The sequence below is a fragment of the Mesorhizobium sp. WSM4312 genome (genome assembly GCF_002294875.1).
Taxonomy (GTDB): Bacteria; Pseudomonadota; Alphaproteobacteria; order Rhizobiales; family Rhizobiaceae; genus Mesorhizobium.
In genome coordinates, this window is sequence record NZ_NSFU01000001.1 from 628,756 (window position 1) to 654,236 (window position 25,481).

Consider the following 25,481-nt stretch of genomic DNA (forward strand, 5'->3'; position numbering starts at 1 on the left):
GATAGATCAGTTTGATATAGTAACCGATCAGGAAGCCCCTGTGATGAGCCTTTCGCATTTTCGTATAACCCGATTTCAGTTCGCCCGCGACCGGGTAATCGGGGACAGCCAGGTTCGGTCGGACGATGTCAACGTCGCCGCGCTGGAACTCGTTTCCGAAAGTGGCGAGGTGGGGCTGGGATTCATCCAGACGCTCTTCAATCCACTGCCTGATCAGCAGGAGATCGAGAGCGTTTTCGAACATGAGGTTTGGCCGAGCCTGAAGGGCAACAGGGCGATCGCCCTGGTCCACCGTGTGCACCGCCCGCGCGGCGGCAATCAGCGGGCTTACTCCCTGCCCTTTCACGAAGCGGTTCAGGTGGCGCTCTGGGATCTTGCGGCCAAGGAAGCTGGCCTGCCCCTTCATGTCTTGCTCGGCAGTCGGCGCAACCGGGTGAAGGCCTATGCCAGCGGCCTCGATTTTCACCTCGACGACGAAGCCTTCGTCTCGCTGTTCTCCCACGCGGTGTCGATTGGCTACTCGGCTTTCAAGATCAAGGTCGGCCACCGGGATTTCGACCGCGATCTGCGGCGTCTGGAACTGTTGAAGACCTGTGTCCCGGCCGGGTCCAAAATCATGATCGATCCGAACGAGGCCTGGAGCTCGAAGGAGGCGCTCACAAAATTGGTGGCGATCCGCGAGGCCGGCCACGAACTTCTGTGGGTCGAGGATCCGATCCTGCGTCACGACCATGAAGGGTTGCGAACACTCAGGCATGCCGTCACATGGACCCAGATCAACAGCGGCGAGTATCTGGATCTACAGGGCAAGCGGCTGCTCCTGGAAGCCCATGCGGCCGATATCCTGAATGTCCATGGTCAGGTGACGGACGTCATGCGCATCGGCTGGCTGGCCGCCGAACTCGGGATACCGATCAGCATCGGCAACACGTTCCTGGAGGTCGGCGTGCATATGGCGGCCGCGCTTCCCGAGGTCGAATGGCTGGAATATTCATTTCAGAACTTCGATCATCTGGTGCAACAGCCTATCGAGATCCGGGACGGCTACGCCTACGCGCCCAATCGGCTAGGCCATGGATTGGTCCTATCGGAAAAGGCGCGCGGCGAATGGATCAGGCCAAGGCGCCTGGCACGGTCGGAACTCGGCGCCGCGCCGGATAATCCACGCCTTCCCGTGAAGTAGTAGAGAAGCTGAAGCCCAGACCAGGGCCGAGGCGGTCGGCCCACCATCGTCGCTGGTTCAAACCCCCTATACGCGATACCGACCCACAACGCCGACCTATGGCCCGTCAAAAAGTTACGCTTTTGATTTTAAAGGAAAAATCGCGGCAAAAAAAATTTTGACGTTTCACCAACTATCGGGACCAATCGGGCGATTTTTCGCACTTTTGCGGGTTAGACGGCGCGCCCAATCCATCTCGAAAAGTACCGTCACCTCTCTAAACCGCCACCTCGCCAAATAGGGTATCTTTTCGTCGCAAAATCAATGGTCATGGCAGGCCCGGAGAATGTACCAGGAACCTTGATTTCATTGACTTTTTCGTTGGCCAAAATCAGAAATCTTCCCGTATCGCTCCATATGGTTCCGCGACAGCCAAAGGATCAAACTTAGCGACCTTATGCCTTCTTCGTGCCAAATCCGTGTCTTCGGCGCTATGTGCCGCTGCTGCAACAGGTGGTTTCTCAGTCGGCGGTGACTGGCGTCGTGCTTGCGGCTTTCGGCTGGTCACCGACGGCAAAGACGGCGCTCGCCTCGCTGACGATGGAAACGTGGTCCCGCGCCGCTTTACCGGCGGCGGCGCCGTCGCCACGCAGGATCGCGGTGACGATTAGGTCGTGTTCCTGCCAGGATTTGGCCAGCCGTCCGGGCAGCATGAACTGCGCGCGGCGGAAGGGTGCCAACCGGCTGCGGGTCATCACGGTGAGATCGTGGATATGCGTATTGTGGGCGCCACGATAAAGCCGGCTATGGAACTCGGTGTTGAAATACTCATAGTCCTCCTCCGCGCCCAGTTGCACCATCCGCGCCGAACCCTGGTGCTCGATCTCGAGCCCGCGACGTTCGCTGCTGGTCATGCGCTCGGCCGAGAAGCGCGCGCAGATCGCTTCCAGTTCGGCCATGCTCTCGAACATCGAGGCGAGATGCTCCTGCGTCACGACGGCAACGATAGCGCCCCTGTTGGGCCGCCTCTCGACCAGGCCCATGGCGCTGAGCTGGCCCAGCGCCTCCCTGACCGGGGTGCGTGATACGTCGAAGCGGGCGGCGAGCGAGGTCTCGTCCAGTTTTTCGCCGGGGCGCAGGTAGCCGGTGACGATCCGGTCGCCGATCGCCCGGACCATCTGATCCACGGTCGTGCCCGACCTGATCAAGCTGCGCTTCCCCGACAAGTTTCCTCCGTCGCGTCTTCTCGTGGAGTCCGCCGACTCGTTGGCCTTTCAACTCGGATATGCCCTCTATGCCTCTATTTTAATCTGCCTGTCAAATTGTCTATTTTAAAGGCAAAAAGTGCATGCAATTGCCTCAAGCATGAGCACAAGCCTTCGATGTGATAATTGATTTTATTGAATAAATTTCAATTCACAAACTGGCACAGTGATTGCATGCACTTTCTTGACGGCATGTTAATCGACCCGGAAAAGGGTCCTAAAGGGGAGCATTCACTATGACCGACAGATTCATGCTTAACCGCCGCCAACTGCTCAAGATCTCCGCCGCGGGAGCCGCACTCAGCCTGGCCTCGGCATCCTTTCCGATCAGCCGTGCCTTCGCCGCTGCCGCCACCGTCGGCTTCATCTATGTCGGACCGAGGGACGACTATGGCTACAACCAGGCGCATGCCGAGGGCGCGGCGGCGCTGAAGGGCATCGAGGGCATCACCGTCGTCGAGGAGGAGAACGTGCCGGAAACGGTCGATGTCCAGAAGACGATGGAATCGATGATCAATCTCGACGGCGCCTCGCTGATCTTCCCGACCTCCTTCGGCTATTTCGATCCGCACATGCTGGCGATGTGCGCGAAATTCCCCGACGTGCAGTTCCGCCATTGCGGCGGCATGTGGGACAAGGCCAAGCACCCGATGAATGCCGGCTCATATTTCGGCTATATCGGCATGGGCCAGTATCTCAACGGCGTCGTCGCCGGCCACACCTCGAAGAGCAAGAAGCTCGGTTTCGTCGCCGCCAAGCCCATTCCGCAGGTGCTGCTCAACATCAACTCCTTCCTGCTCGGCGCGCGCTCGGTCGACCCGACGATCACCTGCCAGGTCATCTTCACCGGCGAGTGGTCGCTGGCGGTCAAGGAGGCGGAAGCCACCAACGCGCTGGTCGATCAGGGCGCCGACGTCATCACCTGCCATGTCGACAGCCCGAAAGTGGTGGTCGAGACGGCGGCCGGGCGCGGCGCCTCCGTCTGCGGCTACCACGCCAACCAGAGCCCGCTGGCGCCGGAGAAATACCTCACCGGCGCGGAATGGAACTGGGCCAAGGTCTACAAGATGTTCGTCGACGACCTGACTGCTGGCATGCCGCTGCCCAATTTCACCCGCGGCGGACTGGCCGACGGCTTCGTCAAGATGAGCCCACTCGGTCCCGCCGTCGGCGAGGCGGCTCGCAAGCAGTTCGACGCCACCCTGGCCGAAATGATGAAGGGCGGCTTCTCCGTCATCAAGGGCCCGCTGAAGAGCAACAAGGGCGCCGTGGTGGCGACGGCAGGCCAGGCCTTCGCCGAGACCGCCATTGAGCTCGAAAGCATGGACTATCTGGTCGAGGGCGTCGTCGGCTCGACCGCCTGAGGCCGAGCGCGGAGACGGGGACCATGACGGATACGGTCAGCAGTGCGGAGGCGCCGGCCATGCTCGGCGCCAGGGGCTATCCGGCGACGATCGAGTGGATCGCCAGGCGGGCGGAAGCTTTCGTTATTCCGCTCGCGGCGCTGGTCGTCGGCATGGTCCTGTTCAGCCTGTTCATTGCGCTGGTCGGTAAGTCGCCGGTCCAGCTCTATGAAACCATGTGGCGTGGCGGCTTCGGCTCGTGGTTCTCCATCCAGAACTCGCTGTCGCGCGCTGCACCGCTCCTGCTCGCGGCGCTCTGCGTGGCGCTGCCGGCGCGGCTCGGCCTCGTCGTCATCGGTGGCGAGGGCGCCATCGTGCTCGGCGGCGTCGGTGCCGCTGCCATCGGCGTGGCGCTTAGCGGCGCGCCTTCGTCAATCGTCATTCTTGCCATGGGCGTGGCGGGCATGGCCGCCGGCGGCATCTGGATAGGTGCCGTCGGCGCGCTGCGCCACTACCGCGCCGTCAACGAAACCATCTCCAGCCTGCTGATGGCCTACATCGCCATCGCCCTGATGAACCAGCTGGTGGAAGGGCCGCTGCGCGACCCGGCCTCGCTCAACAAACCCTCGACCCAGCCGCTCGCCGACATCTACCGCATCGGCAACATTCCAGGCATGGAGGTGCATTGGGGGCTTGCCGTCGGCGTCGTCGCCTGCGTGCTCTGCTGGGTGCTGATCGAAAAGACCCGCTGGGGCTTTGCCGCTCGTATCGCCGGCGGCAATGTCAGGGCAGCGCAGGTGCAGGGGCTGGCCGTCGGACCGCTCATCGTTGGCTTTACCGCGCTTGCCGGCGGCTTGGCCGGTCTTGCCGGCATGCTGGAAGTCGCTGCCGTGCAAGGCAGCGCCAACGGCTCGCTCGCCGCCGGCTATGGCTACACCGGCATCCTCGTCGCCTTCCTCGCCCGCCACAACCCGCTGGCCATCATCCCGGTCGCCATCTTGCTTGGCGGCATCGACGCGTCAGGCGGGCTGATCCAGCGCCGCATGGACCTGCCCGACGCCACCGTGCTGGTTCTGCAAGGCATGCTCTTCATCGTCATCCTGTTCAGCGAAACCTTGTACGGCCGCTTCAAGGCCTTCAATCCCGATTTGTGGCAGAGGGCCTCGTGATGGATGCGACCGAGATCGGCCTCTGGGGCGTGCCACTCGCCATTCTCGGCGGCGCCATACGCGTGTCGACGCCCTTCATCTTCGTCTCGCTGGGCGAGGCCATCACCGAGCGCTCCGGCCGCATCAATCTGGGGCTCGAAGGCACGCTCGTCTTCGGCGCCATGACCGCATATGCAGTCGCGGTCATGACCAACTCGCCATGGCTCGGTCTGCTGGCAGCCTCGGCCGCTGGCCTTTGCTTCGGCCTGCTCCATGGCTGGATCTGCAAATTCCCGAAAGTCAACGACATCGCCATCGGCATCGCGCTGATGCTGTTCGGCTCGGGGCTCGCCTTCTTCTTCGGCAAGCCGTTCATCAAGCCTAAGGCGCCCAACCTTCCGGCCATTCCCTTCGGCGCCTGGTCCGATATTCCGCAGGTGCAGGCGGCACTCGACGTCAACGTCCTGTTCCTGATCGGGGCGGCACTTTCGCTCGTCCTGTGGTGGGCCTTCCGCAACACCCGCGCCGGCCTTATCGTGCGCGTCGTCGGCGACAGTTCCGACGCCGCGCGCGCCATGGGCCTCAACCCTAATACGGTGCGCCTCGTCGCCACCGGCGTCGGCGGCGCGCTGGCCGGCATCGGCGGCGCCTATCTGTCGCTCTACTACCCCGGCAGCTGGACCGAGCGCATCTCGTCCGGCCAGGGGCTGATGGCGGTGGCGCTGGTCATCTTCGCGCGCTGGAATCCGCTCGGTTGCTTTGCCGCCGCCCTTCTGTTCGGGGGCGCCGGCGCGCTCGGACCGGCGCTGCAGTCGGTCGGCGTCACGCAAGGGTACTACCTGTTCTACGCCGCCCCCTACATCCTCACCCTCATCATCATGGTCGCCGCCTCGTCGCCGACCCGTTCGCTTGCCGGTGCGCCGGGCGAATTGTCGATCACCAAATAACTGGAGTTTTTGCCATGAACGCCAGAGCCGAAATCACCCAGCGCTATATCGACGCCGACCCGTATCCATGGCCCTACAATGGCGAACTTCGCCCCGACAACACGGCGTTGATCATCATCGACATGCAGACCGATTTCTGCGGACCGGGCGGCTATGTCGATCATATGGGCTACGACCTGTCGCTGGTGCGCGCGCCGATCGAGCCAATCAAGTCGGTGCTCTCGGCCATGCGCGCGAAAGGCTACACCGTCATCCACACCCGCGAGGGCCATCGGCCCGACCTTGCCGATCTGCCCGCCAACAAGCGCTGGCGCTCGCGCCGCATCAATGCCGGCATTGGCGACCCCGGCCCCTGCGGGCGCATCCTGGTGCGCGGCGAGCCGGGCTGGGACATCATCCCCGACCTCTATCCGATCCGGGGCGAGCCGATCATCGATAAGCCCGGCAAGGGCTCGTTCTGTGCCACAGACCTGGAACTGATCCTCAATCAGCGCGGCATAGACAATATCGTGCTTACCGGCATCACCACCGATGTGTGTGTCCACACCACCATGCGCGAAGCCAACGACCGCGGCTTCGAATGCGTGATCCTGGAGGATTGCTGCGGGGCGACCGATTACGGCAATCATCTCGCCGCGATCAAGATGATCAAGATGCAGGGCGGCGTCTTCGGCGCGGTGTCGAACTCGACATCTTTCGTCGCGCAGCTGCCGTAAGGGAACCAGGATGAGCGTGATCACCGGCAACAAGGCCGTCGGAGTCGAGACCATCGGCATGACCATGCGTTTCGGCGCCCTCACGGCACTGGGCGATGTCTCGGTCAAGGTGCCGGCCGGCTCCTTCCACGCGCTGCTCGGCGAGAACGGCGCCGGCAAGTCGACGCTGGTCAAATGCATGATGGGTTTTTATCGCCCGACCGCCGGCGATATGCTGGTCGACGGCCGCGAGGTGGCGATCGCCAGCCCCAGGGACGCATCGGCGCTCGGCCTCGGCATGGTCTACCAGCATTTCACACTTGTGCCGTCGCTGACCGGGGCGGAGAACCTGGTCATCTCGCGCGAAAAGGTGCCCGGTGTGATCGACTGGCGCAAGGAGCGCGGCGACCTTGCCGTGTTCATGGATCGCATGCCGTTCAAGCTGCCGCTCGACGTCAAGGTGGCCGAACTCGCGGCCGGCGAGAAGCAGAAGCTGGAGATCATCAAGCAGCTTTATCTCGGCCGCTCCTTCCTGGTGCTGGACGAGCCGACCTCGGTGCTGACGCCCGTCGAGGCGCAGGAGGTGCTGGGGCTGGTGCGCGACATGACCAGGGCCGGCGAACTCACCGTGTTGATGATCTCGCACAAATTCCACGAGGTGACGGCCTTCGCCGACGATGTCAGCGTGCTGCGCAAAGGCAAGCTGACGGGAACGGGCCGCGTCACCGACCTCGACCACAAGAGGATGGCAGCGATGATGATCGGCGATCAGCCGATCGCTGTGCTCGACAGCCGTGCCGCGCCGAAACCCGATGCCGAGATCGTGCTCAAGGTCAGATCGCTGAAGGCGCCGGACCGCACCGGGCTGAAGTCGATCCGCATTGAGTATCTCGGCGTGCGCTCCGGCGAGATCGTCGGCATCGCCGGCATTTCCGGCAACGGCCAGAAGGAATTCCTCGAAGTGCTGGCCGGACAGCGCCCGCGCGATACCGGCGAAGTCATGGTGCGCGGCACCCCCTATGCGGCGACGCGTGCCGAGGCGCGGACGCTCAACGTCCGCCTCATCCCGGAAGAGCCGCTGAAAAACGCCTGCGCGCCGAAGATGACGGTGGCTGAGAACATTTCTTTCCGCACCTTCGACATCGACAGCAACGGCAAGCCGGTAAGCTGGATCAGCGCCGGCGCCATCAAGGCATTCAGCGCCAGGCTGGTCGAACAGTTCAAGGTCAAGACCGCCTCGCTTGCCTCGCCAATCGCTTCGCTGTCGGGCGGCAATGTGCAGCGTGCCGTGCTCGCGAGGGAACTGACCGGCGAAGTCGATCTGCTGATCGTCTCCAACCCGTGCTTCGGCCTCGACTTCTCGGCGGTGGCCGAAATCCGCGCCCGCATCATGAAGGCGCGCAATGCGGGTGCCGCCGTGCTCCTGATGTCGGAAGACCTCGACGAACTGCTCGAACTGTCCGACCGCATCTTCGTCATGTCGGACGGCGCACTGGTCTATGAGACGCCGATCGCGCAGGCCAGCGTGCAGACCATCGGCGAACACATGGCGGGACATCACTGATGGCGGAAATCGATGCGCTGCCGTTTTCCTTCACCTTTAAGCCGCAGACCATGGCGCTGATGGTCATCGACATGCAGCGAGACTTCGCCGAGCCCGGCGGCTTCGGCGCCAGTCTCGGCAACGACGTCGGTCGCGTGACCGCGATCGTGCCGACAGTGAAGCGGCTGATCGAAGGCTTTCGCGCCGCTGGCCTGCCGGTGATCCACACCATGGAGTGCCATAGGCCCGACCTTTCGGACCTGCCGCCGGCCAAGCGCGACCGTGGCAATCCGTCGATCCGCATCGGCGATATGGGTCCGATGGGACGTCTACTGATCGCGGGCGAACCCGGCACCGCGATCCTCGACGAGCTTGCGCCCTTGCCCGGCGAGATCGTCATCGAGAAGCCCGGTAAGGGCGCCTTCTATGCGACCAGCCTCGGCAACGACCTCAAGTGGATCGGCGCCCGCCAACTCGTCTTTGCCGGCGTGACGACCGAAGTTTGCGTGCAGACGACGATGCGCGAGGCCAACGATCGCGGCTATGAGTGCCTGCTCGCCGAGGACGCGACGGAAAGTTATTTTCCCGAGTTCAAGGCGGCGGCAATCGCCATGATCAGGGCGCAGGGCGCCATCGTTGGCTGGACGGCAACGACCGACCAGGTGCTCGAGGGAATTGCCCATGCCTAATCTTGCCTTTGCCGGCCTGCTCGACGGCGGCTGGCGCGATCTGGCGCTCGAGCATTTCCGCGACGGCATCAGGGTGCACTGGCTGCTCAAGGGCGGACCGGTCGAACCCTCGGTCGCCGTCCTCAGCTACCAGCCTGGCGCCGGCGTGCCACGCCACCGCCATGCCGGGCTGGAGACCATCGTCGTGCTGGAAGGCATCCAGAGCGACGAGAACGGTGACTATCCTGCCGGCAGCGTGATCCTCAATTCGGTCGGGACCGAGCATTCGGTGTGGACGAAGGACGGCTGCGTCGTGCTGATCCAGTGGGACCTGCCGGTGATCATTCTGGGGGAGACGAGATGAGCGACATCCACTTCGACATAGCGAGCCTGCACGCGGCCTATCGGAACGGCGTCAGCGTTGGCGATGTGATCGCCACGATCCATGCCCGCATCGAGACGGCTGATGATCCGGGCATCTTCATCCATCTCGCCGCGAGGGCGGATCTGCTTGCGGCGGCCGACGCGCTCGGCCCGTTCGACCCGCTGGGGAAACCGCTCTGGGGCATTCCCGTCGCCGTCAAGGACAATATCGACGTCGCCGGCATGCCGACGACGGCGGCCTGCGCCGAATACACCTACTGGCCCGACAGTGACGCCACCGTAGTGGCGCGGCTCAGGGCCGCCGGCGCGCTCGTCGTCGGCAAGTCCAACCTCGACCAGTTCGCCACCGGCCTCGTCGGCGTCCGCACGCCCTGGCCGATCCCGCGCAACGCCATCGACGCGGAGCTGGTGCCGGGCGGCTCCTCCTCGGGGTCGGCGGTGGCGACGGCGCGCGGCATCGTCTCCTTCGCGCTCGGCACCGACACCGCCGGCTCCGGCCGCATCCCGGCCGGCCTCAACAACATCGTCGGGCTGAAGCCGACCGTCGGTGCGCTGTCGACGGCCGGCGTCGTGCCGGCCTGCCGCACGCTCGACTGCGTCTCGGTGTTCGCGCTGACCGTCGACGACGCCTATCTGGTGTTCTCCGTCGCAGCTGCGCGCGATGCGGCCGATCCCTATTCGCGCGACATCGCCGTCCAGCCGCTCGCCGCCCGCCCGCCGGTGCTGAACGTCGGCATCCCGGCAAAAGCCGACCGGAAATTCTTCGGCGATGCGGCGATGCAGGTCGGCTTCGAGGCCTCGCTTGCCATGCTGTCGCGGTTCGGCTGCCGGCTGGTCGAAATCCCGTTCGCCGATTTCTACGCCACCGCCAACCTTCTCTATGAGGGCGCCTGGGTGGCCGAACGCTATGCCGCGATCCGCGATTTCATGGAAGTCAACGAAGCCGCCATGCATCCGGTGACGCGCAAGATCCTCGGCGCCGCTAGGAAGTTATCGGCGGCGGACGCCTTCCGCGGCCTCTATGCCTTGCAGGCCTACAAGGCCAAGCTCGCCCCGGTCATTGCCTCGGTCGACCTGTTCTGCGTGCCGACCGCGCCGACGCACTACACCACCGCCGCCGTGCTCGCCGATCCGATCGAGACCAACAGCCGCCTCGGCACCTACACCAATTTCGTCAACCTGCTCGACATGTGTGGCATCGCCGTGCCGACAGGCAAGCGCGATGACGGCCTGCCGATGAGCGTCACCTTGCTGGCGCCGGCCGGCCGCGATGCGCTGACAGCGGCGCTCGCCCGCGACCTGCATGCGGCGAGCGGCCTTTCGCTCGGCGCAACCGGCTGGCAGCAGCCGGGTTTTCTGCCTACAGCTTCATCAGCAGATGATGGCATGATCGATCTCGTGGTTGTTGGCGCGCATCTTTCGGGGATGCCGCTCAACGGCCAACTGAGCCAGCTCGGCGCACGGTTTTCGCGCTCGGCAAAGACATCCGCCGCCTACAGGCTCTATGCGCTGGCTGGCCAGTCCGTGCCCAAGCCGGGGCTGCTCCGTGTCGCCGAGGGCGGCGCAACCGTCGAGGTCGAAGTCTGGCGACTCTCGGCGGACGCCTTCGGCCGCTTCGTCGCGGCTATCCCGCCACCGCTCGGCATCGGGACCATCGAGCTCGAGGACGGCAGTTCGGCCAAGGGCTTCCTGGTCGAAACCGCTGGCCTCAGCGGTGCGTCCGACATCTCGTCCTTCGGCGGCTGGCGCCGCTTCGTCAGCCCCAGCAAGAACATAGCAGACCAAAGCGATCACTGCCCCGTCGCCCACACCCCAGCTGTTAGCGCCAGTTCGAGAAGTTCCAGGGCGCCTCGTCGCCAGCATAGCGGTTGAACCCCAGATTCTCCTGCGACGCGCGGCGGTGGATTTCGGCAAAGTAGGGATCGAACACACTGTTGAGCCGTTCGAGCTCAGCGTGCTCGGCTAAAAAAGCGGGCACCGTCTCTCGGATTTCGGCGAAGATCGTGGTCTCGTCGACGGTGGTCAGGCGGCCGTCGCGCATGACGATTTCGCCGGCCACCATGACCATCTCGATCGACGATCCGTTCTCCGAAAACACCAGATGCTTGTCTATGTCGTTGAGCGGCATAAACGCATAGGTGTCGAGATCGAGCACGATCAGGTCCGCCGCCTTGCCTACGGCGAGCGAGCCGGTAGCGTCCTCCAACATGGCACTGCGGGCGCCATTGATTGTCGCCATGCGAAGAATGTCGGCGGCTGGAATCCATGTTGCATAGTCGGGCCCCGAGGCACTGTGGATGAGACCGGCAACCCGCATCACGTCGAAGATGCGGGCGGTATCGTTGGACGACACGCCGTCGGTGCCGAGCGCCACCGTGACGCCGGCATCCATCAGGCGGCGGATAGGCGCGATGCCGGCGCCGAGCTTCTGATTGGAAACGGCATTGTGAGCGATCGAGCATCCTGCCTCACCCATCAGTTCCATATCTTCGTCGGTAACCCAGACCGAATGGGCGATGGTGGTGTTGCGGCCGAGCACGCCGAGTTCGTGCATGCAAGCGACAAGGGTCTTGCCGAACATCAGGTGCCCGGTGATCGCCTGGGTCTTGGTTTCAAGCACGTGGGTGTGTAGCGGCACCCGCATTTTCAGCGCCAGATCGTGACAGGCGACCAGCAGGTCGGGCGTGCAGCGTTGCGGCGCAGACGGCGCGATCATGAAGTTGAGACGGCCGGCCATGCCATGCAGCGACGAAAAGGCCGAGCGACAATAGTCGACATAGGTTTGGGCGCTGACGGGCGGCCCGAAATCGAGCTTGTCCTGTAACGCCTGCGGCAGGACTTCGCGCGCATAGGGCAGCGCATCGAGCGTGTGCACGTTCATCACCGCGCTCGATACATTGGCGCGAATGCCGGCGTCCCTGTAGGCCCTGAACACGGTGCCGAGACGCTCGAGATCATGCGCTGGCGGATCGAAGAAATCGTCGCACAGGGTCGTCACGCCGTTGCGCAGCGACTCCATGGCCAGCAGTAGTGTGCGCAGGTAGAGCAGACGCGGCGCGATCGCCGGGCCCATCAGCAGTGGATAGGCATAGAGCAGCCAGACTTCGAGCGGCATGTTCTGGTAGCGGCCGCGCAGGAAGGTCTCGCTGGAATGGGTGTGGGCGTTGATGAGCCCCGGCATCACCAGCTTGCCCTGCCCCTCGATGATCCGTGCGTCGGGGGCAGCAGCCAGGTTCTTGCCGATGGCGGTGATGGTGGCGCCGTCGATGAGGATGTCGCCGGCAAATGGAAGGGCCCCGTCGGGCCCGTCCATGGTCAGAAGCGTGGCGTTGCGGATCAGCGTTTGCATATGCGTGTCCTAGTAATCGCGCAGTTCAGCGAAGCCCGTGGCGGCCTTGCGCCCTCCGCGCAGCTTGCCGCTGAGCCAGACGCCGAACACCGTCGCGATATAAGGCAAGGCCAAAAGCAGGTCATGCGGAACAGCATCACCGAACAGCAACTGGGCGCGAATGCCGAGGGCGCCGACCACGGAGAAGAACAGCGCGGCAAATGCGGAACCGATCGGATGCGCTGCCCCGAAAATAACCGCGGCGAAAGCCATGAAGCCGCGTCCCGCCGTCATGTTCTGGGCGTAGATCTGCAAACTGCCAGCCGCCAGTTCGGCGCCACCAATGGCGCAAAGCACCCCGCCAATGATCAACGCTGCAAGTCGCATGCGCGAGGGATTGGCGCCGACGCTGCGGGCTGCAAAGGGGTGCTCGCCCGAAGCCGCCAGCCGCAAACCGAAGCGCGTGCGCCGCAACAGAACCCACATGGCGAAAACCGCGAAGGGCATCGCCAGCACGAAGATCGACAGCACCCCGAAAGGTCCAAAAGCCGGGCCAAGCTTGGGCACGCCGAAGGGGGCCGTGACGGCGGCCTGGCTGCCGAAGATGGCCTGGACGGCAAGCGACGTGCCGCCGAGGCCGAAGCCGGTCAATCCAAGGCCTGCGATGATCGGATTGGCCTTGAGCTTTTCGATGACGAACCACAGCAGCACCGAGGCGAGCACGCACAGGATGATGGCAATCAGCATCGCCAACGCGAACGAGCCGGTCAGCACGATGCCGACAATCGCCGCACATGCGCCGATGATCATCAATCCCTCGAGGCCGAGATTCCATATGCCGGCGCGCTGGGCCACGACGCCCGCCATGGTGACATAGATGAGCGGCGTGCCGGAACGCAGGATGGCGACTATGATGTCGTTCATGCCGATCTCCTCCCGATCGCCAGGAGGCGGTCGACGAAGCCGGATTTGGCAGTAATGAAAAGCGCAATTGCGGCGTTGATGATCTCGATGGCCGCCGAGGGCAGCCCTGCCATGATCGGCAGATAAAGCGCGGCCGAGGCAAGCCCGCCGAAGAACACCGAGACGAAGGCCGTACCCACCACCGACAGATTGGCCACCAGCGCGATCAGGATAGCGGTGAAGCCGTGGGTCGGCAGGAACCCGCCGGCCAGACGGCCGTTGGGGCCCATGAACTCGATGGTGCCGGCGAGGCCCGCCAGGGCACCGGAGATCAGAAAGCTCGAAAGCCCCAAACGCCAGACCGTTGCGCCCTGCCACTGCACCATGGTCGGGTTACGCCCGGCAAGGCTGGCCAGAACGCCGAAGGCGGTGCGATTGACCAGCAGCCACATCGCCACCGCGACCAGCGCGGCGATCACGATAATGGTCGGCGACAGACCCAGCGAATCCGAAATGCGATAGGCAGCCGCGAGCGGCCGGCTGGAGGCCTGCTGACCCGAACCTGACGGGTCCTTCAGCGGGCCGGCGGTGACATAGACCAGCAACAGCCCAGCGAGGAAATTGCCCATCAGAGTGGTGATCACTTCGTCGGTGCCGGACTGCAGGCGCAGCAGTCCCGGCCACAGGGCCCAGAGCGCCCCACCTGTCATGCCGGCTGCAAAGCAGGCCGGAATGACAACGAAGGCGGGCGCGCCGTTGAGCCACTCGGCCATGAAAGCGGCACAGATGGCGCCGAGGTAGAACTGGCCCTGCGCGCCAATGTTGAAATAGCCGGCGCGGAAAGAAATGCCGACACCGGCGGCGGTGATGAACAGCGGCAGCGCCCAACGCAGGCTCTGCTGCCATGCGCCCGGGCGGAAGAACGCGCCTTCGGCGACACTGTGGAACATGCCGAGCGCCGAATAGCCGGCGAACTGGAAAATGACGCCGCACAGCGCCAGGGCGATAACGATGAAGATCAGCCCACGCAAGACCGAAACGAATTTGCCCGTCATTGGGAAACCCCTGTCATGGCCGCGCCGACGGCGCCGATCCGGTAGGGCGCCGAAAATGTGCCGGCGACCTCTCCCGACAGCATGACGACGACCCGGTCGCTGATGTCGAAGAGCTCGTCGAGGTCCGAGGAGATCAAGAGCACGCCGCAGCCGCGGTCGCGTGCCTCTCGCAGCGATTGCCAGACAAAGGCTGTCGCGCCGATGTCGAGACCTCTCGTCGGCTGCGCGGCGATGATCAGCTTGGCGTCGGCATCGACCTCGCGCGCCAGGATCACCTTCTGGGCGTTGCCGCCCGACAGTGAACCCGCTTGCTGGCCGGTGGTCGCATAGTGCACGCTCCATGCTTGAAGCGCCTCGTCACAGCGCTTTTTCAGCCGCGCCGGATTGATGGCGCTCAGCAAGCGCGATTGCAGCAATTCGCGCGCCGACCAGTTCTCCCACAGGCTGCTCGAAAGGCTCAAGCCCTCAGTGTTGCGCTCGAATGGAATGATGCGCAGGCCGGCGGCGCGGCGGCGCGCCAGCGGTGCGGCCGTGACATCGACCCCGCCCACTGCGAGCGTGCCGTGCATCGCGTCGACAAGATCAGCGATGGCGCGCACCAGCGTTCGCTGGCCGTTGCCCTCGACGCCTGCAATGCCGACGATCTCGCCGGCCTTGATTGTGAGCGAAAGATCGCGCAGGGCAGGCCCTTCGGCGTCGCTCTGCGTGGAGACGCCGCGCATGTCGAGGACCAGCCCAGCATCGGCCGGAGTGTGGTGGTTCGCCGTGTGCGCGGCTGGTGCGCCTCGGCCGGTCGCCGCGTCGGCATCACCCGGCGCCAGGGTCCTGGCGACGGCCGGGCCGACGATCATCTCGGCAAGACGCTTGGCGCCGATCTCGGCGCAGGCCGCCGGCCCGTCGACAAGCCTGCCGCCGCGCAGCACGCTGACCGTATCGGCAATCGCCAGCACCTCGCGTATCTTGTGCAGGATGAGGATCACGGTGACGCCGCGATCCCTGAGCTTGCGCACCCGCTCGAACAGCATCTCGATTCCGGAAGGCGAAAGCACCGCCGTCGGCTCGTCGAGGATCAGAACCCTAGCGTCGGCGACCAACGCGCGGGCGATCTCGATGCCTTGCTGCGTCTCGACCGGCAGGTCGCGCACCCGGCGCTTCGGATCGACATTGACATCGAGGCTCTTGAGATGCGGCGCCCAGCGCTTCTGCAATGCCGAGCGGGTGAAGATAGCGGCGCCTCTGTCCGACCCGAACTCCATGGCTTCGGCCACCGTGAAGGACGGCGGCAAGGCAAAGCTCTGGTGCACGAGTTCGACGCCGGCGGCGCGCGCGTCCTTGACCTTGCCTGTCTTGACTTGCTGGCCGTTGATCCTGAGTTCGCCCGCGGCCGGCCGGACAAGTCCGGCCGCGACGCGGGCAAAGGTGGTTTTTCCAGCGCCATTCTGACCGACCACGGCGTGAATCTTGCCCTGTTCGAAAGCAATGCCCACACCCGAAAGGGCCATGACGCTGCCATAGGCCACGGTAACGTCACGGCATTCGAGTGCGGGATTGTCCATCGGGGTCATCGATCCAGGTTCGCCCTGTCAGCCAACAGGCTCAAAGCGTGGTGTTGAAGGGCACGACGATGGAACCGTCGAGAATGCCGGCCTTGGTCTTCTCGATCTCAGCCCAGATTTCCTTGGATTTGGCAACCCGATCCGCCGGGCCCTGCTCGGCATAGAGCGGCGACAGCTCGAATTCGACCACGCCGGTGCCCAGACCGGTGGCGACATGCTTGCCGCCAGCCCATTCCGCGCCAAGCGCCTTGCCGACCTCGATGTAGAGCGACTGGCCGAAGTCGAGGCTGACGATGCCGACGATCGACTTCGGACCGAGTGGATACTGCGCCCGCGCAAGGGTGGAGAGCATGCGCCCCGCGCCCTCATTGGCGGCGGCAATGATGCCGCCATCGGTGGCCGCAGAGTCGGTCTGGATGTAGTCGATGCCGTCGTTGAACATCTGGGTGGCGATTTCCTGGCCCTTGGCGGGGTCCTGGAACGAACCGGCAAAGGCGGCAGTCACGGTTAGGTCCGGATTGACCGAAAGAGCGCCGGCCTTCAGCGCATTGAAATCGGCGTTGAGCGGGGGAATGGAGATGCCGCCGATATAGCCGATCTTGCCGCTCTTGGTCATGCGCGCGGCGAACACACCCGACAGATAGCACCCGAGATAATAGTCATAGGATACGGTCACAACATTGGGCAGCGGCGGCTCGATAGCGTCGCCGAACAGCTGGATCCATTTGGTTTTGGGATAGGACGGCGCCAGCGCCTTGAACGGCTCGCCAACCTCGTTGAAGGTCGAGACGATGACCGATGCGCCGGCATCGGCCAGCGTGCGAAAGATGGTTTCGTAGGTCGCCGGATCCTGGGCGTAGACGACGCGCGCCTGAACTCCCTTTTCCTGCGCCAGCTGGTTGATCTTGGCGATCATGGAATCGACCGCGCTCTGGTCGCCCGCTGCCTGGGTGTGCACCAGCGCGATGAATCCGTCAGCCGCATATGCCACCTTGGATAGCGCACCGCTTACGGCGGCAAGCGCTGCCGCGCTGGCGCCGGCCTTGATGAAGCTGCGGCGGTTCAATCCCGCGGCGAGGATCGCCCGGTCGTCAAAATTGCTCGTCATGACAGTCTTCCCTTTTTTGGCGTCCGCGTTTCCGGCTCGCCGTTCCCTTGAAAGTTCTGGTGCCACCTTCTTGAGGCGGCATCCGATGCCTCATCCGTCCCCGGTCACGCTCGTGTTCGCCATCAGACACCGGGGGAAAACGGTGCCGGATTCATGATCATCACGTCCTGGGACTGGATGGCGTTCAGCGCCCAGACTTCGCCGATGAATTTCTGCCAGTCGGGATCTGCATACATGGCGGCGCGGCGCGCCTCGCGATCGGCGAGGCTGTCGTAGCCCCACATCAGAACCGTCGTATGAAGATGCCCGATCTCGGAAACGTAGAGCCCGAGGAAACGGTTGAGGTGCTTCTTTTGCACAGGGAGGCCTTCGGCCTCGTATTTCTGCATCCACGAATCGACCGTGCCGGGCCGGAATGTGTAGGTGCGGTGTTCGACAATCATGGCGTTCCTTGTCCCGTCAGGCAGCGTTCAGGATGAACTCGGCACATTTTTCACCGATCATGATCGCTGGCGCATTGGTGTTGCCGCTGGAAATGACCGGCATGATCGAAGCGTCGGCGACGCGCAGGCCGTCGATGCCATGGACCTTGAGACGCGCGTCGACGACGGCGCGCTCATCGTTGCCCATCTTACATGTGCCGACCGGATGGAATGTCGTCATGGCGGTCGCCTTCAGCCATTCGACAAGATCGGCGTCGGTCTCGACCTGAGGACCGGGCGCGAGCTCGCGTCCGCGATAGGCGTCGAAGGCGGGCTGGTTGATGATCTCTCGCGTCAGCCGAATGCCGGCGATCATGGTCTGACGATCAAACTCGGTTTCGAGATAATTGGCCTGGATTCTGGGCGGCACCTTGGGATCGGCGGATGCCAGCGTGATGGCGCCCCGGCTCTCCGGGTTGACAGGCCCTACCCGCAGCGTGAAGCCGTGATTGGCTTCGACAGCCGCGCGCTTGAACGGACTGGGAAAGTGCAGGTTGGCGGTCTTTTCCAGAGCTGGCATGAAATGCAGCTGGATGTCGGGCGCAACCAGATCCGACCGCGATTTGATGAACGCGCCTGCCTCATAGGGGAATGTCGTGGTGATGCCGCGGCCGAACAAGATGCCTTCGACCAGCGACCAGGTCAGCCTGTCGACACGCAGGTCGCTGAACAGCGTGATTGGCTGGGTGCATTCGTAGGACAACACGCAATCGACATGATCCTGCAGGTTCTTGCCGACGCCGGGCAGATTGTGAATGGCCTTGATGCCATGCTCTGCGAGCTCGTCGGCAGGCCCGATACCCGACAGCAAAAGGATTTGCGGTGAGTTCACCGCGCCGGCGCTAACCACGACTTCGCGTTCGGCATGAGCGGTACGTAGCGTACCGTTATGGGAGAATTCGACACCGGCGGCTCTGCCGTTGGCGAGGACGATCCGCTGGGTCAGCGCTTTGGTCAGGACGGTCAGGTTCTTGCGTCCGGCGATCGGGCGCAGGAACGCATACGAGGTCGACCAGCGCTTGCCGTCCTTGATGGTGAAGTCGAATTTGCCGAAGCCTTCCTGTTCGTCGCCGTTGAAGTCGTCGTTCATCGGATAGCCGGCTTGCGCGCCCGCTGCCGAGAACACGTCGAGCAGCGGGTTCCAGCCGCGCGCCCGGCAGACGGTCAGCTCACCCCCGGTGCCATGCGGGGCATCCTTGCGCTGAATGTGTCCTTCCGACCTGCGGAAGGCCGGCAGCACATCTTCGTAGGACCAACCGGGCAGCCCCATTTGCGCCCAGCGGTCGTAGTCGTGGCGGTTGCCGCGCACATAGATCATGCCGTTGATGGTGGACGAGCCGCCCAATGCCTTGCCGCGCGGCCAATAGAGCGAGCGGTTGTTGAGAAAGGGTTCCGGCTCGGTGTGATAATGCCAGTTGTAGATGCCGGACTGGAACAGCTTGCCCATCAGCATGGGCAGTCGGAACAGTGGATTGGAATCCCGACCGCCCGCTTCCAGCAACAGCACCTTGTGATCGGGGTTGGCGGACAGCCGGTTGGCCAGAACACAACCGGCCGAGCCGGCGCCGACGATGATGAAATCGTAGGTCTCTGTTGCAGACATATGTCACCATGCGACGGGCTTGGCGCCCATCGCCTCCAGATACCGGTTGCAAAGCAGGAATGGGTTTTCGAGCGTCAGAACCGCATCGGCGCGCGCCGGATGGTCGCGCAGAATGCAGCCGGTCAGTGGGCCCTGGCCTTCGATGATGCCCGCCAAAGCAAGCGTCTGCGCGGCAGCGTCGCCAAAGCCGATGAAGATGACGGGAGCGCCACGGCCAGCGAGCTGGTGCAGCACCGCGAGTATCAGCGGACGCCACAAGGGCAGATGACCGCTCGACTGGTGCGGGTCGATCTCGACTTTGAAGCGAGACAGCGTCAGCGACGCGTTGAGAAGCAAAACGCCGTCGTCGACCCATCGCTGCGCCAGCACGTCGGCGCTCTCGAGATCGACCTGGCCGTCCTCGATGGCGGCCAGCGTCGCCGGCCAATCGGCGAAGGACCGGGCATAGGCGAGATTGCCGGTGCGCGCCGCGACGATCTGCTGGGTGAAGGCGCGAATGCTCTTGGAGAACATCTTGTCGAGCTCGCGCCAGGCAGCGACATTGCCGGCCTCGAAGGCACGGCCGGTGGAAAAACCGGGCTCCGGATAAGGGTCTTGGCCAAGAATGACGCAACGCACATCCTCCGGCGCAATGCCGTCGAAGGCGCGTAGCATGTGCGCGCCCTTGGGCGCGCCAGGAAAAGTCTTATCGCGCCGCGACGGGAAGATCGGCTCCCAAGGCTCAAGCTCAAGCATCGGGTCGATGGCATCGAAATCCAGCGACACGGCACCAAGGGCGGCCCGCCAGGCCGGTGCGATGTCGTCGTGCCAACCCGCCAAGGTTTCAATCATCGCAGACCTGAGTTGAACCGGCATCGCGGCGACGCCCTCCCCTTTAACTTCCCGACGATCGGGACGTTACGAAGAACCTGACCAAAATGTCAACTTCCAAAATTACAAAACCTGACCATATCGTCAGTTTTTTTGAAACCATGCCACTATGGCTTGGGCCGATTTTCGAAGGGTGCTATAGAGCCCGGACAAGTACAGGCAGGGGGGCGTAGCGAATATGGCGGGACAGAAAGCGGCACGCCCGGGCGGCAAGAACCCCGAAGACAGGGTTGGCGCCAGGAACCGGGAGAAGATTCTGCGCGCGGCGGTCGACGTGTTCGCGCGAAAGGGCCTCGACGGGACGCGCATCCAGGAAATAGCTGACCATTGCGGGCTGCCCAAGGCCAATGTCTACTACTACTTTTCGACCAAGCAGGAAATCTACACCCACGTGATCGAGCATCTGCTGACGGGGTGGGACAAGGCCTTCGAGCACATCACGCCTGATCGCGACCCGCGCGAGGCGATTGCCGTCTATGTCCGCGCCAAGCTCGACTATTCACGCAAGCATGCAGCCGAGTCGCGTTTCTTCGCCAACGAAATGCTGCGAGGTGCCCACTTCCTGAGCAAGCAGCAAAAGCTGCACATGCAGCGGGTCACGCGCGAGCGGTCTGCCGTCGTCGAGGGCTGGGTGCGCGACGGCAAGATGGCGCCCGTCGATGCCCGGCATTTTTTCATCATGCTGTGGGCGGCGACGCAGTTCTACGGCGATTTCGAACCGTTGGCAGCCAATGCGCTCGAAAAGAGCAAACTGGCCAAGGCCGACTACGACGCAGCGGCCGCCGCCATCACGACTATCGTCCTCGACGGGTGCGGCGTCTCAGCTTGACAGCATCGAAATGCTTCTTGCGGCGCTGGCCAATGGCGACAGCGCCGCCGCGCGCACGGCGATTGTCAGCGCCATTGCAAATGCGGCCGCCCGAATAAAGTTGCATGGCGGATTGGCGAAAAGTCCTGTTTGAATACATGCTGCTTGCCGGAATTGCATTGCGGATCATACATTGCACCACGGAAGTTTGGCCACGGGAAGATGAGCTGTCGGCGAATACCCAGGCCTTCAGAGATCGAAGTTGGTCGGCATCATCACCACGTCGCGGATCGTCATGCCGCGCGGTCGCGTCAGCATGAAGGTGATCACATTCGCCACTTCGCCTGCTACCAGCAGGCTGCCCGACTCCCTGGCTTCCTTCAGCTTCTCTGGTGGCCAGTCCGCTAGCAGTGCGCTGATCACAGGTCCAGGAGAGATCGAGCCGACCCGAATACCGTGCTTGAACACCTGACGTCGAACCGTCTGCACAAAGCAGTTGATCGCCCACTTGGACGATGCATAGACCGGCTCCCATGGCGTCGGGAAGTGGGCTGCCAAAGAACTCGTAACGATGACGTCGCCCGTTCTACGGTGGATCATGTGAGGCAGCACGTCGTGCACGTTCTTCATCACGACATTAACGTTCAGGTTCAGCGTACGATCGATGGCACCTGTGTCGGAGTCGACCAGGTCACCACCCACATAGGTCCCCGCATTGGCATGAAAGATGTCGAGTTGACCTGCGGTTTCCAGAACGCGTGGCATCAGCGTCGCACAGTCCTTCGGGTCGAGGAGGTCGATGACAAGCGGGATGACCGCCTCCCCGTGTTTGGCCTGGTAAGCCTCGAGGGCTACCTTATTGCGATCGATCATCACGACGCGCGCGCCCTCACCCAACATTGCTTCGGTGCTCGCCAGCCCGATACCCGAGGCAGCCCCCCGGGACCGCGGCAATCTTGCCTTCCAACTCTCTCGCCATGAAATCTCGTCCTATCTGAAACGCTGGAACCTTAGCATGAATCTCTCATCCCTTAGGATTACGCCGGCACCTAATTGATCCCGAAGCCCGTATCGACCGGTATCGAGATGCCGTTCACCATGGCGGTACGCTCGGAGAGCAGGAAGAGCACAACCTCCGCGACCTCCTCGGTCTCGATGAAGCGCCCCAACGGCATGCGCGCCGGTCCGGCCTTCTCGGGGTCGCTCTACGCCTCCCTCGCCAGCCCATGCCTTTCTCGAAATTCAGGACGTTGTTGGGGCAATGGTCGCTTTCTCGGGACGCCTGGCATCGGCTTTACCGTTAGCTCCCGCAACCGGCACCCCGTTTGCACCTGATTCACACGATGACGCCGATCCGATATGCCTTCAGGCGAGAATGTGCGAGCGGCAGAGCAGCTAAAGGCAGCCGGTGTCCTGGCCAAGGTTGAGCCTCGAGCCATCAGGTTTCAAACAGCGGTCTCGCCGAGGAGGCCAGGTTCATAAATGAGGCGCTGCCCTGACCGTCCCAGCCGTCCAATCCGGCGATGCCAGCCGAGGACTAAAAGTACGGTCATCGACACGATACTTTGGGGCCGTTTTCTATTTCTATTTCAAAGCGTTAGATATCAAATAAGTACCGCGGCAACTGTAGTGCGAGTGACGGTACTTTCTTATGGGCGTGTCTCAGCGCGAAAAGTACCGTCAATAGTACCGTCGGATTCCAACCGCAGCGCTGACTGACAACACAGCCATGGTTGGCACAGAGGCATAAAAATCAGTGACTTAAGAGAGCGATGGCTTCAGTTGATGATGCAGGACCGATAGTCAACAAGACCGCAGATAACACTATCCTTTTTCACGCCGTTTCGCCGAATTTCGCAGGTCTTTTCCTATTCCCACTCGATCGTGCCAGGCGGCTTCGACGTCACGTCGTAGACAACGCGGTTGATGCCGCGGACCTCGTTGATGATGCGCGTGGCGGCGGCGCCCAGGAAGGCCATGTCGTAGTGGTAGAAATCCGCCGTCATTCCGTCGACCGAGGTGACGGCGCGCAGCGCGCAGACGAACTCGTAGGTGCGGCCATCGCCCATCACACCGACGGTCTGCACCGGCAAGAGCACGGCGAAGGCCTGCCAGATGGCGTCGTAGAGCCCGGCCTTTCGGATCTCGTCGAGATAGATGGCGTCGGCCTCGCGCAGGATTTCCAGTTTCTCGCGGGTGATGCCGCCCGGGCAGCGGATGGCAAGGCCAGGACCGGGGAACGGGTGGCGGCCGATGAAGCTTTCGGGCAGGCCGAGCTCCTTGCCCAGCGCCCGCACCTCGTCCTTGAACAGTTCGCGCAGCGGCTCGACCAGTTGCATGTTCATGCGCTCGGGCAGGCCGCCGACATTGTGGTGCGACTTGATGGTCACCGACGGGCCGCCGGTGAAGGAGACGCTTTCGATGACGTCGGGATAAAGTGTGCCCTGTGCCAGGAAGTCGGCGCCGCCGAGCTTTTTGGCCTCTTCCTCGAACACCTCGATGAACAGCCGGCCGATGGTCTTGCGCTTCTTCTCGGGGTCAACCTCGCCTTCCAGCGCCGAGATGAATTTTTCCGAGGCATCGACCAGGATCAGCGGCAGATTGTAATGCTGACGGAACATCGCCACCACGCCCGCCGCCTCATCCTTGCGCATCAGGCCATGGTCGACGAGGATGCAGGTGAGCTGGTCGCCGACCGCCTCGTGGATCAGCAGCGCCGCGACGGAGGAATCCACACCGCCCGACAGCGCGCAGATGACCTTGCCCTTGCCGACCTGCTTGCGGATCGCCTCGACCGCGTGTTCGCGGTAGGCGCGCATCGTCCAGTCGCCCTCGATGCCGGCGATGTTGTGGACGAAATTACGGAGCAGCCTGGCGCCATCGGGCGTGTGCACCACCTCGGGGTGGAACATGATGCCGTACATCTTGCGCTCGACATTGCCGAAAATGGCGAAAGGCGAGCTTTCCGACTTGCCGAACACCTGAAAACCCGGCGGCAAGGCGATCACGCGATCGCCATGGCTCATCCACACCTGGTGGCGCTGGCCGGTCGCCCACAGCCCCTCGAACAGCGGGCTGTCCTTCTCGATCTCGACGAAAGCGCGTCCGAACTCGCGATGGTTGGAGCTTTCGGCGACACCGCCCATCTGCACGCACATGGCCATCTGGCCGTAGCAGATGCCGAGCACCGGCACCCCGGCATCGAAGACGATCTGCGGCGCGCGCGGGCTGCCGATATCCGACGTCGAAGCCGGGCCGCCCGACAGGATGACGGCTTTGGGATTGATGCGCTTGAACGCGGCTTCGGCCGATTGGAACGGCACGATCTCGGAAAACACGCCGGCCTCACGGATGCGGCGGGCAATGAGCTGCGTAAACTGGCTGCCGAAATCGACAATCAGGACGGTGTCGGGATGATTGGCTGTTTTCATGGCGAGCGTTTAGAGAAAGAAATGAGTCGACGCAATGGGTTGCGTAGCCTGACTTTCAGACAGGTCTGGCCTGGTCGTTGGATGGAGCGGTTCGCAGCAGACCCGAGCCGATCGCCTGTTCGAGGCGCATGACGGCGTCGGCCAGCCTTTCGTCGATGACGTGGAGATATTCGGTCCAGTCGCCGACATGCCTGAGATCGGCAGCGCCGTCGGAAATACCGCGCAGGCCGATCAGGGGCACATCGAAGAGCTGGCAGGCGCGCAGGCAGGCGAAGGTCTCCATGTCGACCATGTCGGCCGCGATTGCATCATAGGCAGCGCCGGTGATGATGGCGCCGCCGGTCGACAGTGTGGCTTGCCTGATTTCAGGAATACGAAACGGCAGCGGCACGGTGACCGGCAGATCGAGAAAAGGGGTCGCGCCCTTTTCGAAGCCCAAGGGCGAGGCGTCGATGTCGCGATAGCTGACGGAGACGGCCTGATAGATTTCCGTCTGCTCCAGCGTCCGGCTGCCGGCTGAGCCGAGCGAGACGACAAGGTCCGGCAAAGCCTTCTGCGACTTCAGCCAGGACAGTTCCGCGCCCAGCCTGACGGCTGCCTCGACCGGACCGACGCCCGTCATCAGCGGTGTGAACAGTTTTTGCAGATGCGGACCATATTCGGCTTGCGCCGCCATGACGAAGAGAACGTCCTTGCCGCCAATTCGCGTAGCGTTGACCATCACCCCGCTATCCCATCACGCCCAACCACCGTCATCATCGTTCCGGTCATGGTGGCGATCAGCTTGGCCTCGCCGTCGGCGGCGAAAGCATAGGCCTGGCCGTCGGCGACGATGATGGTGCGGCCGGGTTTGGTTACCGAGCCGCGGAACAGGAAGCGTTCGCCCCTGCCCGGCGCCAGAAGATTGACCTTGAACTCTATGGTCAGCACGCCGGAGTTTTCCGGCATCAGCGAGAAGGCAGCATAGCCGCAGGCCGAGTCCAGCGCCGTCGAAATCACCCCGGCATGCAGGAAACCATGCTGCTGGGTGAGCGCCGCCGAATAGGGCATCTCGATCTCGATGATGCCGGGCGTCACCAGCGTCAGTTCGGCGCCGATCGTCGCCATCGCCTGCTGGCGCGCGAAGGACGCCCTGACGCGATCCTCATAGTCCGGGGCCGGTACGATCTTTGCTGCCATCGC

At 63.3% G+C, this 25,481-nt stretch carries 22 protein-coding genes and 2 pseudogenes; 10 read left to right on the top strand and 14 right to left on the bottom strand.

The features are described from left to right. Positions 1-43: 43 nt before the first annotated feature. On the top strand, positions 44-1,183 hold the full coding sequence (locus CK228_RS02965; protein ID WP_095786814.1) for a mandelate racemase/muconate lactonizing enzyme family protein: 1,140 nt from the start codon (positions 44-46) through the stop codon (positions 1,181-1,183). A 500-nt stretch (positions 1,184-1,683) separates the two neighbouring features. Here the strand turns inward: CK228_RS02965 and CK228_RS02970 are convergent, their stop codons facing one another. Continuing rightward, positions 1,684-2,340 (bottom strand): GntR family transcriptional regulator, encoded by a 657-nt coding sequence (locus CK228_RS02970; protein ID WP_245318061.1) that lies wholly within the window; start codon positions 2,338-2,340, stop codon positions 1,684-1,686. Positions 2,341-2,663: 323 nt separating this feature from the next. Here CK228_RS02970 and CK228_RS02975 point away from each other — a divergent pair, with 323 nt between their 5' ends. Genes CK228_RS02975 through atzF form a run of 8 tightly spaced genes read left to right on the top strand, consistent with a single transcriptional unit; the run spans position 2,664 to position 11,027 of the window. Continuing rightward, positions 2,664-3,791: a BMP family ABC transporter substrate-binding protein gene (locus CK228_RS02975; RefSeq protein ID WP_095786815.1), complete on the top strand. Its 1,128-nt coding sequence runs from the start codon at positions 2,664-2,666 to the stop codon at positions 3,789-3,791. 59 nt (positions 3,792-3,850) lie between these two features. Further along, entirely contained in the window at positions 3,851-4,939 is a 1,089-nt protein-coding gene (locus tag CK228_RS02980; RefSeq protein ID WP_245437959.1) for an ABC transporter permease, read from the top strand. Beyond that, positions 4,939-5,865, top strand: a complete 927-nt coding sequence (locus CK228_RS02985; RefSeq protein ID WP_095786817.1) for an ABC transporter permease — start codon at positions 4,939-4,941, stop codon at positions 5,863-5,865. Before CK228_RS02980 ends, CK228_RS02985 begins: the two co-directional genes overlap by 1 nt. Before the next feature lie 14 nt (positions 5,866-5,879). Next, positions 5,880-6,581: an isochorismatase family cysteine hydrolase gene (locus CK228_RS02990; protein WP_095786818.1), complete on the top strand. Its 702-nt coding sequence runs from the start codon at positions 5,880-5,882 to the stop codon at positions 6,579-6,581. 10 nt (positions 6,582-6,591) lie between these two features. Continuing rightward, complete coding sequence (locus CK228_RS02995; RefSeq protein ID WP_095786819.1) at positions 6,592-8,124, top strand: ABC transporter ATP-binding protein; 1,533 nt, start codon at positions 6,592-6,594, stop codon at positions 8,122-8,124. Then, positions 8,124-8,792, top strand: a complete 669-nt coding sequence (locus CK228_RS03000; RefSeq protein WP_095771311.1) for an isochorismatase family cysteine hydrolase — start codon at positions 8,124-8,126, stop codon at positions 8,790-8,792. Before CK228_RS02995 ends, CK228_RS03000 begins: the two co-directional genes overlap by 1 nt. Further along, positions 8,785-9,135: a cupin domain-containing protein gene (locus tag CK228_RS03005; protein WP_095786820.1), complete on the top strand. Its 351-nt coding sequence runs from the start codon at positions 8,785-8,787 to the stop codon at positions 9,133-9,135. The genes CK228_RS03000 and CK228_RS03005 overlap by 8 nt, the downstream gene beginning before the upstream one ends. Then, entirely contained in the window at positions 9,132-11,027 is a 1,896-nt protein-coding gene (atzF, locus tag CK228_RS03010) for an allophanate hydrolase (protein ID WP_095786821.1), read from the top strand. Before CK228_RS03005 ends, atzF begins: the two co-directional genes overlap by 4 nt. Here atzF and CK228_RS03015 read toward each other — a convergent pair. The 8 genes from CK228_RS03015 to CK228_RS03050 form a co-directional block, all read right to left on the bottom strand. After that, complete coding sequence (locus CK228_RS03015) at positions 10,975-12,504, bottom strand: amidohydrolase (protein WP_095786822.1); 1,530 nt, start codon at positions 12,502-12,504, stop codon at positions 10,975-10,977. The genes atzF and CK228_RS03015 overlap by 53 nt on opposite strands. Positions 12,505-12,513: 9 nt before the next feature. Beyond that, positions 12,514-13,407, bottom strand: a complete 894-nt coding sequence (locus tag CK228_RS03020) for an ABC transporter permease (protein WP_095786823.1) — start codon at positions 13,405-13,407, stop codon at positions 12,514-12,516. Next, positions 13,404-14,441, bottom strand: a complete 1,038-nt coding sequence (locus CK228_RS03025) for an ABC transporter permease (RefSeq protein WP_095771316.1) — start codon at positions 14,439-14,441, stop codon at positions 13,404-13,406. Before CK228_RS03025 ends, CK228_RS03020 begins: the two co-directional genes overlap by 4 nt. Further along, positions 14,438-15,997 (bottom strand): ATP-binding cassette domain-containing protein, encoded by a 1,560-nt coding sequence (locus CK228_RS03030; protein WP_245437951.1) that lies wholly within the window; start codon positions 15,995-15,997, stop codon positions 14,438-14,440. Before CK228_RS03030 ends, CK228_RS03025 begins: the two co-directional genes overlap by 4 nt. Positions 15,998-16,037: 40 nt before the next feature. Continuing rightward, positions 16,038-17,105, bottom strand: coding sequence for a BMP family ABC transporter substrate-binding protein (locus CK228_RS03035; protein ID WP_245437952.1), 1,068 nt, complete (start codon positions 17,103-17,105; stop codon positions 16,038-16,040). A 122-nt stretch (positions 17,106-17,227) separates the two neighbouring features. Continuing rightward, the gene (locus CK228_RS03040) at positions 17,228-17,548 is read right to left on the bottom strand and encodes an NIPSNAP family protein (protein WP_095771318.1); all 321 of its coding nucleotides are present in this window, start codon (positions 17,546-17,548) and stop codon (positions 17,228-17,230) included. A gap of 16 nt (positions 17,549-17,564) precedes the next feature. Beyond that, entirely contained in the window at positions 17,565-19,190 is a 1,626-nt protein-coding gene (locus tag CK228_RS03045) for a choline dehydrogenase (protein WP_095786825.1), read from the bottom strand. A 3-nt stretch (positions 19,191-19,193) separates the two neighbouring features. After that, positions 19,194-20,045 (bottom strand): uracil-DNA glycosylase, encoded by an 852-nt coding sequence (locus tag CK228_RS03050; protein WP_245437953.1) that lies wholly within the window; start codon positions 20,043-20,045, stop codon positions 19,194-19,196. 193 nt (positions 20,046-20,238) lie between these two features. Between CK228_RS03050 and CK228_RS03055 the strand changes: the two genes are divergently transcribed. Continuing rightward, positions 20,239-20,889 carry a TetR family transcriptional regulator C-terminal domain-containing protein gene (locus CK228_RS03055; RefSeq protein ID WP_095771321.1) on the top strand — a complete coding sequence of 217 codons (651 nt, stop codon included), beginning with the start codon at positions 20,239-20,241 and terminating at the stop codon, positions 20,887-20,889. A 228-nt stretch (positions 20,890-21,117) separates the two neighbouring features. Here the strand turns inward: CK228_RS03055 and CK228_RS03060 are convergent. The 5 genes and pseudogenes from CK228_RS03060 to CK228_RS03080 all read right to left on the bottom strand — a co-directional run bounded on the left by CK228_RS03060 (position 21,118) and on the right by CK228_RS03080 (position 25,478). Next, a pseudogene (locus CK228_RS03060) lies at positions 21,118-21,847 on the bottom strand (SDR family oxidoreductase). A gap of 70 nt (positions 21,848-21,917) precedes the next feature. Continuing rightward, positions 21,918-22,091 (bottom strand): annotated as a pseudogene (locus CK228_RS03065) (SDR family oxidoreductase); the annotation flags it as partial. A 645-nt stretch (positions 22,092-22,736) separates the two neighbouring features. After that, positions 22,737-24,299 carry a glutamine-hydrolyzing GMP synthase gene (gene guaA / locus CK228_RS03070; RefSeq protein ID WP_010914447.1) on the bottom strand — a complete coding sequence of 521 codons (1,563 nt, stop codon included), beginning with the start codon at positions 24,297-24,299 and terminating at the stop codon, positions 22,737-22,739. Between the two features lie 55 nt (positions 24,300-24,354). Then, the gene (locus CK228_RS03075) at positions 24,355-25,020 is read right to left on the bottom strand and encodes a 5'-methylthioadenosine/S-adenosylhomocysteine nucleosidase (RefSeq protein WP_095786827.1); all 666 of its coding nucleotides are present in this window, start codon (positions 25,018-25,020) and stop codon (positions 24,355-24,357) included. Next, entirely contained in the window at positions 25,020-25,478 is a 459-nt protein-coding gene (locus CK228_RS03080; protein ID WP_023686843.1) for a PaaI family thioesterase, read from the bottom strand. The genes CK228_RS03075 and CK228_RS03080 overlap by 1 nt, the downstream gene beginning before the upstream one ends. Positions 25,479-25,481: the final 3 nt, after the last annotated feature.

Coding starts and splice junctions, on each gene's coding strand:
- CK228_RS02980 (WP_245437959.1), top strand. CDS start 3,851: ATGCTCGGCGCCAGGGGCTATCCGGCGACGATCGAGTGGATCGCCAGG.
- CK228_RS03020 (WP_095786823.1), bottom strand. CDS start 13,407: ATGAACGACATCATAGTCGCCATCCTGCGTTCCGGCACGCCGCTCATC.
- CK228_RS03000 (WP_095771311.1), top strand. CDS start 8,124: ATGGCGGAAATCGATGCGCTGCCGTTTTCCTTCACCTTTAAGCCGCAG.
- CK228_RS03030 (WP_245437951.1), bottom strand. CDS start 15,997: ATGGACAATCCCGCACTCGAATGCCGTGACGTTACCGTGGCCTATGGC.
- CK228_RS03045 (WP_095786825.1), bottom strand. CDS start 19,190: ATGTCTGCAACAGAGACCTACGATTTCATCATCGTCGGCGCCGGCTCG.
- CK228_RS02995 (WP_095786819.1), top strand. CDS start 6,592: ATGAGCGTGATCACCGGCAACAAGGCCGTCGGAGTCGAGACCATCGGC.
- CK228_RS03040 (WP_095771318.1), bottom strand. CDS start 17,548: ATGATTGTCGAACACCGCACCTACACATTCCGGCCCGGCACGGTCGAT.
- CK228_RS02990 (WP_095786818.1), top strand. CDS start 5,880: ATGAACGCCAGAGCCGAAATCACCCAGCGCTATATCGACGCCGACCCG.
- CK228_RS03015 (WP_095786822.1), bottom strand. CDS start 12,504: ATGCAAACGCTGATCCGCAACGCCACGCTTCTGACCATGGACGGGCCC.
- CK228_RS02965 (WP_095786814.1), top strand. CDS start 44: ATGAGCCTTTCGCATTTTCGTATAACCCGATTTCAGTTCGCCCGCGAC.
- atzF (WP_095786821.1), top strand. CDS start 9,132: ATGAGCGACATCCACTTCGACATAGCGAGCCTGCACGCGGCCTATCGG.
- CK228_RS03075 (WP_095786827.1), bottom strand. CDS start 25,020: ATGGTCAACGCTACGCGAATTGGCGGCAAGGACGTTCTCTTCGTCATG.
- guaA (WP_010914447.1), bottom strand. CDS start 24,299: ATGAAAACAGCCAATCATCCCGACACCGTCCTGATTGTCGATTTCGGC.
- CK228_RS02975 (WP_095786815.1), top strand. CDS start 2,664: ATGACCGACAGATTCATGCTTAACCGCCGCCAACTGCTCAAGATCTCC.
- CK228_RS02970 (WP_245318061.1), bottom strand. CDS start 2,340: ATGGTCCGGGCGATCGGCGACCGGATCGTCACCGGCTACCTGCGCCCC.
- CK228_RS03055 (WP_095771321.1), top strand. CDS start 20,239: ATGGCGGGACAGAAAGCGGCACGCCCGGGCGGCAAGAACCCCGAAGAC.
- CK228_RS03025 (WP_095771316.1), bottom strand. CDS start 14,441: ATGACGGGCAAATTCGTTTCGGTCTTGCGTGGGCTGATCTTCATCGTT.
- CK228_RS02985 (WP_095786817.1), top strand. CDS start 4,939: ATGGATGCGACCGAGATCGGCCTCTGGGGCGTGCCACTCGCCATTCTC.
- CK228_RS03050 (WP_245437953.1), bottom strand. CDS start 20,045: ATGCCGGTTCAACTCAGGTCTGCGATGATTGAAACCTTGGCGGGTTGG.
- CK228_RS03005 (WP_095786820.1), top strand. CDS start 8,785: ATGCCTAATCTTGCCTTTGCCGGCCTGCTCGACGGCGGCTGGCGCGAT.
- CK228_RS03080 (WP_023686843.1), bottom strand. CDS start 25,478: ATGGCAGCAAAGATCGTACCGGCCCCGGACTATGAGGATCGCGTCAGG.
- CK228_RS03035 (WP_245437952.1), bottom strand. CDS start 17,105: ATGACGAGCAATTTTGACGACCGGGCGATCCTCGCCGCGGGATTGAAC.